We start from the raw sequence: 13,657 nt of genomic DNA, 5'->3' as shown, positions 1-13,657 counted from the left end.
AGAGATAGATGGCACGCAAAGGCTTTTACTTCGACAGTTCAAGATGCGTGGACTGCAAGACATGCCAAGTAGCTTGCAAGAAAAAATTCAACGTTCCAAAACTCTTGAACTTTAGAATTGTGAGCGGTTACGAAGTAGGAAAATATCCTAACGCTCGTTTTTATAGTATTTCAGGATCTTGCAACCATTGCGAAGATCCCGCCTGCGTTAGAAACTGCCCCACACGAGCAATGTATAAAGACGAAGCTGATGGCACCGTTCAGCATAATGACGATATTTGCATCGGATGCCAAGCATGCATTATGGCATGTCCTTATGGTGCTCCCGTCTATTTAGAAGAAGAAGGAATTGTTCATAAGTGCAATGCTTGCATTGACACACGCGAAGAAGACGGAGCAACTACCTGCGAGGCTTCATGCGGTATGCGAGCAATAGAATTTGGTGATTTTGAAGAATTGCAAGCGAAGCATCCGGATGCCGTCGTAAGCATTGCCTGTCGCCCTGATGCTGCAATAACACACCCTTCTATGATCATCTCTGGTCGAGAATATCTCCAAGATGAAGACTATAGAGAGCTGGAGTATTAAAACATGGATGACGAAATTCTGTTAGCCGCCCGAGTATTGGTTTACTCTACACTCACCCGCGCCTATACAGAAGAGCCCGATGCGCTGTTTCTTGGAACACTAACAAGTGACTCGTTTGAAACAGCCATCGGACTTGTCGACAGCAGTTCCTCGTCTTTGCTTTTAGATAAGCTTTGCGAAATCAAAGAGCACATTGAAAGCGACAATTGGTCAGCAATGACCTTGCATGTTTCTCAACTTGCAGAAGAATACAATCGAATCTTTGTGGGACCAACGACGCTGCACGCTTCCCCCTGGGAGTCTATACATATAACAGGCAAGCGCGCACTCTTCCAACCTGAAGTCTTAAGCGTTCGCGAAGCATATAAACGCGCTGGGTTGCTGCCAGAGCGATACCAACAGGTATCGGATGACTACATAGGTCTGGAACTTGATTTCATGACGAAACTAGCACAGTTTGCCCTTGAGCGCTATCAGGCTGACGATATAGCATCATATAGAGAATGGCTTCAACAAGCAGAAGAATTCTTACAGCGGCATCTGCTTAAATGGATAGACAGTTTAGCAATTGCCATAAAGACACATTATGGCAATTGCTTCTATGCTCTTATTACAGAGCTCACGGCAATGTATGCCACAAAGGATGCTTCATATATACAAACTTTAAGACCCTAAAAGACCCTCGGGCGTCTCGCGACTGTCTACATAAGCTCGGGCAAGTCGAGCTACTGCATATACGCCAAATACCGCAACAACCACCATAGTAATAGCTCCCGCTACTTCGCCATCGGTCACAAAGTCACTCAAAACACTCGCGATGACTGCCGCCAGAGAAGCCAGCAGAAAGAGGAAAAACCAGACAGCAACACGCCCTGAAGAACGTCGCTGAGCTTAAACCGCTCCAGAGGCGTTTGAGAATCAACGAAAGTGGTGAAAAGGTATTATTAGCTCACAATAACCAATATAATTCCAAGCACGATGAGCCAGTTCAAGGTAAAGGAGATACAAATGTCACTTGAACGCGCAAAAGAACACTTGGCAAAATTCAACAAAGCAGACGACATTATGGAATTCAGCGAGTCAAGCGCCACAGTTGAACTGGCCGCGCACGCAATTGGGTGCGAACCCGCTCGCATTGCCAAAACGCTTTCATTTGCCGTCAACGATCGCGTGGCGCTTATTGTTTGCGCAGGTGACACAAGAATAGCTAATCCCAAATTTAAGGCAGAGTTTCATACAAAACCTCAAATGCTTAAGGCCGAAGAAGCCGAAACGCGCATAGGGCATGCAATAGGCGGTGTTTGTCCTTTTGGAGCATCAAGTGAATGCGACGTCTACCTTGATGTGTCACTCAAACGTTTCGACACCATATTCCCTGCATGCGGCAGTTCCAATAGCGCCATCGAGCTAACTCCCGACGAGCTTGAGGCTGTTGTACCTGATAGCTCATGGGTTGATGTCTGTAAGCTTGCAGAATAAGTGAACTTTTAATATCAAAACGCACACGCTTGAGCGCTTCGGAGATATCTACGAGAGATACCCTTTACACAAGCACGTCCAATGAACGAGCCAAAAGCAAGGCAGCCTGTCGGTAAAATGTCAGTCTAGTTTCTTCTTGCACCTTTTCGGCAAAGCGCGGCATCCACTGCATCACGTGCGACGTCATGAACTCGGCATATGCGCTCGCAGCAGCATCGGCATCTTCGCCAAGTGCAACACGTGCCGCCAAACACTCCAACAGCTCCAGCTCGGTAGCTACATTATCAAGTGGCTCATTCGTTCCCGCCGGGCGACTCAATCCGCATGATTTGCAAAAGCGCTCAACTTCCATTGAGTGCGGATTAATGAACAGCAACGCCTCTCCCCCGTCGTCAGCTGCACGCCAGATGCCTTCATATGGCGAAATTACCGGCTCCGGCGCACCAATGAACAGCCTTGTTGCCTCCGCCCGAAGCGCGTGAAGCATCTGCTCGGCATCGCCCTGATCGGCAGACTCCTGCACATCGGCAGCCCAATCTACCCCCGCTGCTAAAGCCAACTCATTTGCAGCATCCACCCATTCACCACTGGATACCACTTCAGCCAGCACGCTGTCAGGATATCGGAAGCTCAGCGCCAAAAGCTCGCAGAGCGCTGCTCGAACCTGCCACACATTAGTATCCATCTGCTCGGTCATTTCGAAACTCCGTTCACGTTGTTGAAAGCGAACAATCTCACACTATCGAAGACAAACACATCAAATAAAATACCCCAACCGTTCAAAAAAAGCGGTTGGGGTATCTAAAGGTTACTCAAAGGCAAGACGAGGAGTAGACCTTTGAGCTCAGCCAAGAACCCCGATTACTTCTCGGATTCGGCTTGAATCTTATCGCCTGGTTGCAGCGCCAGGAACTTGATTCCAAGAAGAAAGATAAGACCAGCAAGCGCCACAACGCCAAGCATTACACCAAACTCAAGCGGCGTCGGCCAATACACCATGCCAGCATATGCGTCTGCCCAACCTGACTCCCAATTGGTGATCGTTTGAGGTGACAGCACACCAACGTAATCAAGATTCGGCAGCTGGAAACCACCCACAAGCAGCTGAATACGCTTGCAGAGAATACCGACGATAGCCAACAAGCTTGCAATCACAATGAGCGGATTCGTGCGCAGCTTTGGCGTAAAGCAAATCAGAGCACACACCGCACAGCCCACAACCTCAATCCAGAAGAAAGGAGCCAGCTGTCCGCTTACCAACATTGAAACCACGTCAGCACCATGTGCGCCTGGGAAACCCTCGGTCAAAAGATCGCAGGCGAAGAAATACAAATCAACACAGACAAACGCGCCAAGCAGTTTCGCCAGCTTAACGATATAGGCCTGATCAAGCGAAAGATAGCCCACCTTGCGCAAAGCCTCAACTACGCAGATCACCAATGCAGTACCGCAAACGAGCGCCGAAGACACAAACCACGGTCCAAGAAGTGCGGTATGCCACATTTCGCGACCCTGCTGCAAGCCGAAAATCCATGCCGTAACACTGTGCACCATAACTGCACACAAAAGTGCAATTACCGATAAAATACGCAGCGCTTTATCAGAAACCTTACCGCGCTCGTTGGCCATCTGGGCCCACAGGTAAAAGCACGACAGAATTAGATAGGTGCCCAGCACAATGATGTCCCACATAAGCGGACTGCCAATATTTGAGAAGACGAACAGCTCCCAAATGCGTGTTGGCTGACCAAGATCCACCACAACAAAACCAATGGCTGCAATTGTGCATGCGATAGATGACATAATTGCCACTTTCGAAATGCCGCCAAAGCCTTTGATGCCAAATGCCTTCGGAACCGAAGAAATGATCAGGCCACCAGCAGAAAGACCAACAAAGAACATGAAGAAGGTAATGTAGAGACCCCAGGAATCCAGGTTACGCATACCCGTTTGAATCATGCCGCCGCTCAGCTGCATTGCCCACAAAGCAATACCGGCTATAGTGAGTATGCCGCAGACGATGATTCCCACAGTCAGTCCAGTGCTTTTCCAGGGTGTCGAAGATTTCTTTCCCTGTTGTTGCGTGTTTTGAGACACGTTGATTGGAGCGGCAGCAGCCGCAGAAGTCATATCAGTCATGATTTTCTCCTTAGCCTGTCGCTTAACCCACGTAGTATATTGACGGTTTTGTTCCCTCGTCAGCTAAAAGCTGCTTGAAGGATCGCTTCTTAATGAGTTGAGAAACCTCTGAGTTAGGATCATCAAGGTCTCCCCAGAAACGAGCGCGCGCAGGACAAGCTTCAACGCAAGCAGGCTCTTCGCCCTTTGCTACTCGATGTGAGCACATGGTGCACTTTTCTACCGTATGCTTCTGGTGCTCAGGTGCATCCACACCACCGATGTTCATATCAAGCACATGTGTTGGCTCTTCCCAGTTAAACGAGCGAACACCGGTGTAAGGACATGCGCTCATGCACATACGACAGCCAATGCACTTATCAACATCCTGATGCACAATTCCTGTCTCTTCGTCCTTATAAGTAGCGCCAACAGGACATACTTTTGTGCAAGCAGGGTTTTCGCAATGCTGGCAATTAACCGGTACATACTCGATGGTCGTGTTCGGGAATTCACCCGCAGGAATATCCATCTCAGCACCGCCATCAGTTAAGATGCGATTCCACCACACATTATCAGGAAGATTGTTTTCTATCTTGCAAGCTACAGCACAGGTATGGCAGCCGATGCAACGCTCTTGATCAATGACAAATCCGTAATTCATGGCAACCTCCTATCTCTTTTTCACATCCACGCGAGTGTCATAGAAGTTGAAAGCAACAGCCCATTCATCATGAGTGGGATACGTAAGCTCTTGATAGCCGCCTTCAATAAACTGCTCGCGCTGCCAACCCTTCGGCATGCGGCTCATACCCTGCGGAAGACTAGGATCAATAACGCATTTGAGTACCATGTGACCGCGGTCATTGAATACCTCAACAATGTCTCCCGACTCAATGCCGCGCTCCTGGGCATCTTCAGGACTCATCTTGTAGATAGGCTCAGGATCAAGCTCTCTTAAGACCGGAGAGTTAAACCATTGCGAATGCGTGCGCCAGCGCGAATGCTCCTGAATGAAGATGATCGGGAACTTCTGGGCTGCCTCGCTCTCTTCGCATACCTCAGCAGAGGGTTGATAGTACACCAAGTGCTCTTTAGCGAAGCGCTCTTTGACGTCCTGACCATAATTGACACGAGGAGCAGGCTTTTCAGTGTAGAGTTGCGCAAGTCCTGACTCAGTGGTGAACTTCGTGCGACCTACAATACCGGGCTTACCTGGCAAAAGAGACAGATCAATGTAGCCCTCTTCGCGAAGCCTATCAAGTGTGACATTGAATTTCTCGCAAGCTTCTGAAGACAGCAACAGGTTTGCATAGGTCTCAAAGGTGTTTGACTCAGGGAATGCCTCTTCAAATCCCATAGCGCGCCCGATCAGACCGCAAATCTCAACGTCATCTTTTGCCTCATACAACGGATCAATTGCCTTGCTTTGATGCACGATATAAGGGAGATTGTGTGCCTTGCGGAAGTCTTCGTGCTCATAGAACGATGCAACCGGAAGCACCATGTCTGCATAGCGAACGGTATCGTTCATCTCCATATCCATGGCAAGATAGAAATCAAGCGCCGGCAAAATCTTCTCAAGGAAGTTATTCTGAGACGGCCAATTGCTTACGGCGTTAGAGATAATGCTGACCATTGCCTTGATGGGATAGTCTTCGCCATTAAACTTCTGCGTCTCAGCAACTTCATGCAGCATCGTCATGGGGAAAGCGGTTGTCATTCCCACAAATCCTGGTGCTGCCCATAATGCTTTCATGTTGAGGGCAAGCGCGGTGTTCAAGAAGATACCCGTAAAGCCTGCACCATCCCTACCAAGGTTGCCCGTGAGTGCCATAAGAATTGCGATAGCCCAGCAGCTCTGGTAGCCATTCATATAGTGGTCCATACCAAATGAGATGTTTACCGAAACCGCATCGCCCTTCGTAAATACATCAACCAATTCAAGAATGGTTTCCTCAGGCACGCCGGTAATACGCTGTGCTTCGCTGATGCTATAATCTGCCAGCTGCTGCTTCAAAAGCGTGTAAGAAGTGTCAACAGTTACACCATCTACCTCAAAGGTTCCTTCTAAGGCAGGGTCGGTTGCTTCGCCATACAAAGCAATAGCGCCAGTTGCGTTGTCCCATACATATGCTGGGTTTTCTTCACCCTCGGCAACTTCAGCATAATCGCTCTTGTGAAGCAACATTCCCGTATCACGACGAACCAGCAGCGGAGCAGTAGAACGTGCAGCAATAAATTCATTATCCTGCAGATCGTTTTCCAGAATATAGTTGGCCATGGCAAGCGCCAGATAACCATCGGTCGTAGCCTTGATTGGAACATAGACATCGGCCTTGTGTGCAGTTGCCGATTTCACCGGATCAACAACGATGATCTTAGTGCCCTGCTCTTTTGCGCGTTGCATCCAACGCCAGTTTTGCGGGGTGCTGTGAACTGGGTTTGATCCCCACACAACAATATGAGAAGAGTCAAGAACACTCTTTGCTTCGTTAGCGAAATACATAAGGCCAGTTCCAAGCACACGGTCAATGCCGTAGCCGGTTGCCAGGTCATTCATGCCCGCAGGCTTGCTGGCACCAATTACGCCACCAAGGCGGTTAAAGATACCTGTTTGACCTTGAATTTCACCATAGTTGCCCGTGCCGAAATCAAACACGATAGACTTAGGACCGTATTCTTGTGAGATGCTCGAGAGTTTTTCTGCAATCTCTGCAATGGCGTCATCCCACGAGATGCGCTCCCATTCGCCAGCACCACGCTCGGTGCCCTCCACACGACGCATCGGGTATTTGATACGATGCGGGCTATAGATTCGATGCATGTAAGACATGCCGCGCAAACAGCTTCCGCGATAGAGATCCTCTGCATACTCTGCAGGTGTCAACTTGACCAGCTTGCCATCAACAACATGGGCAGCATATCTGCAAGATTGCATACAATTAGAACGGCACACACCATAGCAGATCGTCTCTTCCGCACTTGAATTGGAAGCCTCACCATCTGCAAAAGCTACGAGCGAGCTTGTACCACCAGCAACTGCCGCAACACCAGCAACAGCTCCTGTTGCCTTCAAAAAGCTTCGACGCGTGATCCCAGGTCTCGTAACCGTAGATTCCGACATCTTCTCTCCTCCATTCTTTTGAACAGAACGCTCAAGAAAATCTCGAAGGAATTCGCTTGTTGTGTACAACAAGCTACTCCCCAATTATTGAACACTTTCGAGATTTCCCCCACACAGAGAACCGGCCGATTCTTCTTGTCTTAGTCTGTCATACGCCTTATAGCTCTGTCAACAAAAATATATGACAAAGTATGACAAATATTATTCTATTTTAAGAATAATCACCAAACAGGGTTACCGAGTAGTACTGCGCGACGCTTTCGATGTCTTTGTTGACTTTGGCGCTGCAGGCGCCTCTCCCCCGTCAACAAAGCCTTCACTAAATGCACTCGGAATCACGAGCGTACCACCTGACTGTTTCACGCTTTCATATGCAAGATGCATCGTGCGCAGGCGCATTGCCTCCACGTCGCCGTCATATACTTGAGATGCATCGCGAAGCATCTCAGAAATATCGTGTTCCGCCTCAGCAAGAATCATTCTTGCCTCGCGCTCACGTGACGCCACCGCTTCAGCAGCCATTGAAGATTGCAGCTCTTTAGGAACAACAATGTCGCGCACTTCTACATCAATAACATCTATGCCCCAAGCCGAAAGCTTCTCCTCAAGCTCCTCTTTGAGTTCAACATCAAGCTGATCGCGCCGTGTGGCAACTTCACTCAAAGACGCACGGCCAATGGCCTTGCGCAGCATTGCTTGTGCCATCCACGACACGGCAACAGAATAGTTTTCCACCTCAGTAGCAGCTTTCTCAGCTGAAAACACCATCCAAAAGACAATTGCGTCTACGTTTACCGGAACCAAGTCGTTGGTTAGCGTTTCTTCCGCGCCAAAATAGGTGGTCATAACACGCTGATCTACTCGCAACGAATAGAACTCAACAATAGGAATGGTAAACACCACACCTGGGCCTGCCACACGATTGAAACGACCAAAGCGCATGACAACAGCTTTTTCCCACTGCATCACAATATGCACCGAGGACGCCACCAAATATCCAACTACTGCAGCCGCAATCAACGCAAACAGATCAATATCTCCCGTCAAACACTGCCACACGCACAGCGTCAATACAACGCCAAGCGCAAAAACTATGACGGTAAACGCTACTGCACCATTGCGCGACGTTTTCCTATGCGCCGACGTGACCTGCGGAACATTCATCATCCGAGACGTCGGGGAAGTAGATGATGTTTGAGTCGACTTCTTTTCGTTGCTGCTGTTTAGCATTGGCCGCTCCTTGCTCCTTATTGCGCTTCACCTTCGCCTTGATGATTCCCTCATTAAAGAGCGAAGTAATCTCTGCCAGTGACAACCCCAGTTCCTGACAACGCTGGATGTATTCCATCGTCATCATTTCAGCGGTAACAGCAAGGCTGACCCCTGGCTTATCACTTACATCGCACACAAACACCCCTTGACGATGATGCGATACGATATAGCCATCCTCTTCCAGGCTTTTATATACTTTACTAACGGTGTTGTAATTGATCTCTATATCAGCCGCCATACTGCGAACCGTTGGCAACTTGTCTCCGGGGAGATAGTGCCCTGACGTGATGAGGTATATGAAACGATTCTTAAGTTGAAGCCAAATAGGAACGCTCGCTTTTTCATCAAGCGAAAAAAGTTCAGCCACATTGGCTTGCTTCTTCTGTTTCATCTCATAAACTCCTCATTGTTAAACCTTATTTGCCGGCAACGCAAAAGCCAAAGACTCTTGCTCTTCTTCCGGCACTTCGTCTGCAGCGGCGCTAACAGGTGCAACCTGTAACTCCAAAGAGCGGTGCTCACCTGCCCCTATTATGCTCACGCGCATACAGATAACGCCAACCAGTACCAATACCGCAGCACATCCCAGCGCATTTGATAGCATATCGGAATCTCGCTCCCCTGCTATCAAGAATACAATTTCAGCAATAAGCGGCACTGCCATCCCGCAGAATACAAAACCGAACCACCAAGTCAGCGACTGTGACCCTTCAAGCACGCTTTGAACGCTTATACAAACACCCGGGTTTGCGTCAGAGAGCGCTCCTGAAACAAAGAGTGCAGCACACACTCCTTCAATAATGACCACCGCCATATCAGCTAACGCCAGCCGATGAAGCATTTTTCTGGAGACTTCATCTTTTACCACGAACGCGCTACAAATAACCACCAAAGCTATTCCGCCTGATAACGACGACGCTACAAACAAAGGCACCAGCCATGGCGAATTCCAAAATGCTACACCCGTAAGCCCGCTTACCAGCAAGCCGGTATACGACATCACGGCAATACCAGCCACCAGTGCTACCAACTCAAGTGCAATCACAAAGCCACGGCGAACTTCCGGTATGTAAAGCACTCTAACCAGCGCAAGCAATGCGCTCACAACAAGTAGAACCGATATCGCATATACGCCAAAAGTCATCCAAGTTAGCGATGGGCTCACAAAAAGCGAGAGCAACCGATCTGGGCGACCAAGGTCAAACACCAAACATGCGCATCCCAAGCAAAACACAGCAAAACCAGCAATAAATGCAAAATCAAGGATATTCGCATCTGTACGAACAAGGGGCCCTTGCTCGCGATCAAAGCCAAAAGGTTCTCGCACAAACATAAGATCAAGCAAAGAGCAGACGCTGATACAGCCAGCGCCAAGACCGCCAAGTATGAGATATGTAGTGGCAAGCTCGCTCAGCACGCAGTCCCTCTCCCCGTCTCTGTCCTTCTGCGTTCGCGTCCTTGTATCTGTATTCTTTTACGTCAAAGTATGGCACAAAAGAACTACGCATGTGACAGGATATGACAATATTTTGTCGCAATCTGCACGCCACAGAGCTTGAATACCTTCGTGATAAAACTTGCATGCAGCGTGCGCGAATCCACTCAGCATCAACGTCTTGAAAGCCAGAAAAAAGATTGGCCGCCCCGCACAAGCAGGGCGACCAATTTTCTGAGAGATTACCAATCTCAGTGGAGGGTATTATGATCAGGCTATTTAGAGCGCCGCAAGAGTTTCGCCAACAAAATAACCAGTAGCCATACACGTTGAAACGCTTGCAAACGATTGAAGCGTTACCGCACCAGCTGCATACAAGCCAGGAATCTCGGCATCAGAGGTATCCAATACCTGGTTGTTCGGACCAACGATCAGACCACCTGATGTCTTGTAGCGGCTCACATTGAGCTTAAGTGCGTGATACGGCGGCTGCAGTGACTCCAACCAGGCTTTCTTGCCAAAATCTGTATCCTCACCAGAAGCAACTAGTTCGTCATAGCGGGCGAAAGTTTCCACCAACGTATCAACGGGCACATCCATGCCAACTGCCAACTCTTCAATGGTGTCGGCCTTTACATAAACGTCACTGTGGCTTTTGATATTGCCTTCAACTGAGTTTGCAATAGCACGAGCATCAAAGGCGCGCTGATCAAAGATTGACCACCACTGACGATATCCTGCATCTATTGCAGCTTGAGCGGCATCATGAGATTGCGCCTCTTCAATAAAGCGCTTGCCGTTCGGTAATACCAACACGATAGGTGTCCAATAGCCCCACGTCGTGCAGTTGGGAATGTCGCCCATGAGGTTGCAGAAGGTAAACGATGAATCCATGCCTACCAGCTGAGCACCTGCTGCTTGAGCAAGTTTGTGACCCTCACCAATGCAGCCATGAACCATCTGTCCGTAATTGGACCACTCCGGCAGATACTCCTGAACCATTTCGCCATTATCAGCAAAGCCGCCCGTTGCAAGCACCGTCGCCGTTGCCTTGATGTCGGTCACTTTACCTGAGGTGGTGTCCTCAAAGCGACAACCAATAATTGTGCCCTCGGCGTCTTTAATGAGAGCCGTTGCACGTTGGCCATTGCGAATATCGGTGCCCAGTTCCTTAAGCTTTGCCACAATAGGTTGCAAAATGTTTTGACCGCCAGAGCCAATACCGTCAGCCGGCAGAATAACTGAACCGAACAAGCGAGGCAGCTCAGCCTCGGTGCAGGGCTCTTGGAACGTAGCGCCAAAGTCGTTGATTGCAGAATCCACAAAATGCGTATTTGCGTAAATCTTTCCCTTTACCCAGTCTTCGAACCAATCATATTGCTCATAGCCTGCGGTTTGCTTCTCTTTGACTGCCTCCCAATACTCATCAATAGTAGTGGTGTAGCCGGCTGCTTTCTGCAGCTCGGTGCCTGTGGCAAACATGAAGCAGCATGATGTAGCAGAGTCGCCACCAACCTGAGATTGTTTTTCAGCAATGATAATTTTCTTGCCTGCAAGTGCTGGCGCCATAGCAGCTGCCAGACCTGCATAACCTGAACCAATAATGAGAATGTCGGTCTCTTCAGTAAAGTTAACAGGCGCATATCCCACAAGCGAAGTCTCGCCAGTCTCAGCAAGCGGCGCGTCGCTTGAACCGCCCGCCGGGCTGCATCCAACCAAAGCTGCCCCAGTACCAGCAACGATACAAGAAGCACCACCAATTTTCAGGAAATCACGACGTGAAAGCGTCATCTAAATCCCTCTCTTTCTTTCTTGCCTTCTGATTGCCACCGCCCTTGCCCCTCTCTCGGCTCGCAAGCTTGTTGCTTAAGCAAGCACGGCAACCATAACAGTCAGCAGTCTAGAAAATGGAAGGGTTTTTCGCTCCCCCAAAAAATGGTTAACTTCAAAACTATTGTTGAAACAGGTCAATGACCTGCTGTTTTTTATTGACACCAAGTTTTACATAGAGTGTCTTAATGTAGCCTTGCGCAGTTGACGTAGAAATATGAAGTCCCTCGGCAATGCTTGCTGCGGTGTTGCCTTGCGCCAAACCTATAAGCACATCACGCTCGCGAGGCGACAGCTCATAAGTTGCAACAAGCTCTTCTATACGTTCCGCTTGAGCTTGCGCAAATGTTTCTGGCACACGCTCAACCACTACCTCCACAACCTGAGTGGCATCCTTTTCGCGCAAGTTGCGATAGCCCCACAACAGTACAACCATCCCCAACACATACACGCATACCACGCACACAATAGACAGATGCACAAACGTGTCGCCTTCTTGAAGGTTGCCGCACCACCAGCCTATAGCCAAACCAACCACAAGACACACGCGCATAGCAGCGGAAAGAACCGCCCCAATCCCATAAATGCAGTCATTGGAACGCCGACAAGCACGAACTACACAATACGTGGAGAGCATGGCTGTAAAGATATATGCGGTGTATATCACCGTGCTTAAGGGGCGACCCCACATGTCACCAAAATACGGCAATGCCAAAAAAACTGATATCACACCAGGAAAAATACCGAGTGCCACGAATCGACCATGCGGCACTCGCGCAGTTATCGCTACGAATAACGACGCCAGGATTGCACATATAACAGAGCCCTCAAGCGGCGCATGCGTTGAAATGGTAAATGACGAATGGCTCTCAAACGCATACATATTCACCAAGCCAACAACAAGCTCAAAAAAGGCAATAGCCAAAATAGGTGTTGCACTTTCGCTCAGTGTTTCGCGAAACGTTGGAAGAACTTCATGAGCAGAAGGACCTTTTGGAATATCAAGCTTTGAGCGTAGCGTCGGCATCAATGGAATTATGGCAAGCGAAATAAAAGCACAGATTATTGCTGCAACTGAATCAGGCAAAAAGCTGAGCACGTACGACCCGAGCGCAAACAGAAATGCCGAAGCAATGATTTGGATAATGAGCGCGAGACGAGACGCGCTTCCCATCAATAACTCTAATGCAGTGAAGCCCACCACCGTGATGGTCAGCCCCCACAAGATACCAAAAAACGAAGATGTCAGCATTTGCGTAAGCTGCTCAGCAGGGATACAAGCCACCACGGCATAGACAAAAGCAATAACGACAAGCGGGCTTCGGTATCCAAGCGTACAGGCTCGTATTCTGCCAGTCGCATAGAGTACAAAAACAAGAATGCTTGAAATCAGATTGCCAAGAGCCGCCCCAGCCATAAAGGGAATATTTGATACATAGGCCAAAGGATCAACCCAAAGGCCGAAGTTTGTTACATAGCTCTCATAAGCCAACAGCCGATAAAGCGCATAGACAACCAGCGCTCCAAACGTCGCCGAAGTAAACGCGTCTTGAAAAGCACTGAATCTCTTCCCCATAAGCGCAGCATCCTCCGTCTATCTATAATCGAGATACCATAGCGTTGTAACACTAAGTTGACAAGCATTTTCTTTACCAGCGCGTTTGCGAAAGCTGTCAGCGTACTTTTTGCCTTCGCTTACACTTGAGTTTACTAATGCTCGCTTTCGCCACACCATCGACCTGGGTTTTCCTATGACCTTTGCGCAACAATGCTCCCTCATGCGCCCAAGCCGCCTATAATGGGAGGTCG

The 13,657-nt window shown here is 48.9% G+C and carries 13 protein-coding genes; 3 read left to right on the top strand and 10 right to left on the bottom strand.

Translation table 11 applies throughout. The features are described 5' to 3' along the window. Positions 1-8 precede the first annotated feature (8 nt). Both NFR28_RS04430 and NFR28_RS04425 read left to right on the top strand, forming a co-directional pair. Positions 9-587: a 4Fe-4S dicluster domain-containing protein gene (locus NFR28_RS04430; protein WP_251178620.1), complete on the top strand. Its 579-nt coding sequence runs from the start codon at positions 9-11 to the stop codon at positions 585-587. A gap of 3 nt (positions 588-590) precedes the next feature. After that, positions 591-1,262, top strand: a complete 672-nt coding sequence (locus NFR28_RS04425; RefSeq protein ID WP_251178619.1) for a TorD/DmsD family molecular chaperone — start codon at positions 591-593, stop codon at positions 1,260-1,262. Here the strand turns inward: NFR28_RS04425 and NFR28_RS04420 are convergent. Then, a complete protein-coding gene (locus NFR28_RS04420; protein ID WP_251178618.1) occupies positions 1,251-1,394 on the bottom strand; it encodes a hypothetical protein in 144 nt (47 codons plus the stop codon). The genes NFR28_RS04425 and NFR28_RS04420 overlap by 12 nt on opposite strands. A gap of 201 nt (positions 1,395-1,595) precedes the next feature. Between NFR28_RS04420 and NFR28_RS04415 the strand changes: the two genes are divergently transcribed. Beyond that, positions 1,596-2,066 (top strand): YbaK/EbsC family protein, encoded by a 471-nt coding sequence (locus tag NFR28_RS04415; protein WP_251178617.1) that lies wholly within the window; start codon positions 1,596-1,598, stop codon positions 2,064-2,066. Between the two features lie 64 nt (positions 2,067-2,130). Here the strand turns inward: NFR28_RS04415 and NFR28_RS04410 are convergent, their stop codons facing one another. From NFR28_RS04410 to NFR28_RS04370, 9 genes are all read right to left on the bottom strand, one after another. Next, on the bottom strand, positions 2,131-2,763 hold the full coding sequence (locus NFR28_RS04410) for a TorD/DmsD family molecular chaperone (RefSeq protein WP_251178616.1): 633 nt from the start codon (positions 2,761-2,763) through the stop codon (positions 2,131-2,133). A 164-nt stretch (positions 2,764-2,927) separates the two neighbouring features. Further along, positions 2,928-4,205 carry an NrfD/PsrC family molybdoenzyme membrane anchor subunit gene (gene nrfD, locus NFR28_RS04405; RefSeq protein WP_251178615.1) on the bottom strand — a complete coding sequence of 426 codons (1,278 nt, stop codon included), beginning with the start codon at positions 4,203-4,205 and terminating at the stop codon, positions 2,928-2,930. 22 nt (positions 4,206-4,227) lie between these two features. Continuing rightward, positions 4,228-4,848 carry a 4Fe-4S dicluster domain-containing protein gene (locus NFR28_RS04400; RefSeq protein WP_251178614.1) on the bottom strand — a complete coding sequence of 207 codons (621 nt, stop codon included), beginning with the start codon at positions 4,846-4,848 and terminating at the stop codon, positions 4,228-4,230. 9 nt (positions 4,849-4,857) lie between these two features. Further along, positions 4,858-7,311 carry a molybdopterin-containing oxidoreductase family protein gene (locus NFR28_RS04395; protein ID WP_251178613.1) on the bottom strand — a complete coding sequence of 818 codons (2,454 nt, stop codon included), beginning with the start codon at positions 7,309-7,311 and terminating at the stop codon, positions 4,858-4,860. A gap of 234 nt (positions 7,312-7,545) precedes the next feature. After that, a complete protein-coding gene (locus tag NFR28_RS04390; protein ID WP_251178612.1) occupies positions 7,546-8,541 on the bottom strand; it encodes a slipin family protein in 996 nt (331 codons plus the stop codon). Then, a complete protein-coding gene (locus NFR28_RS08870; protein WP_275556963.1) occupies positions 8,444-8,974 on the bottom strand; it encodes a GntR family transcriptional regulator in 531 nt (176 codons plus the stop codon). Before NFR28_RS08870 ends, NFR28_RS04390 begins: the two co-directional genes overlap by 98 nt. Before the next feature lie 18 nt (positions 8,975-8,992). Then, positions 8,993-10,000, bottom strand: a complete 1,008-nt coding sequence (gene nrfD, locus NFR28_RS04380) for an NrfD/PsrC family molybdoenzyme membrane anchor subunit (RefSeq protein WP_251178611.1) — start codon at positions 9,998-10,000, stop codon at positions 8,993-8,995. 297 nt (positions 10,001-10,297) lie between these two features. Further along, positions 10,298-11,809, bottom strand: a complete 1,512-nt coding sequence (locus NFR28_RS04375; RefSeq protein WP_251178610.1) for an FAD-dependent oxidoreductase — start codon at positions 11,807-11,809, stop codon at positions 10,298-10,300. A gap of 160 nt (positions 11,810-11,969) precedes the next feature. Next, positions 11,970-13,424, bottom strand: a complete 1,455-nt coding sequence (locus NFR28_RS04370; protein ID WP_251178609.1) for a helix-turn-helix transcriptional regulator — start codon at positions 13,422-13,424, stop codon at positions 11,970-11,972. Positions 13,425-13,657: the final 233 nt, after the last annotated feature.

This window comes from Adlercreutzia agrestimuris, assembly GCF_943193125.1.
Lineage (GTDB): Bacteria > Actinomycetota > Coriobacteriia > Coriobacteriales > Eggerthellaceae > Xiamenia > Xiamenia agrestimuris.
Note: the sequence above shows the minus strand (reverse complement) of the source record. Positions and strands in the feature narration are given on the sequence as shown.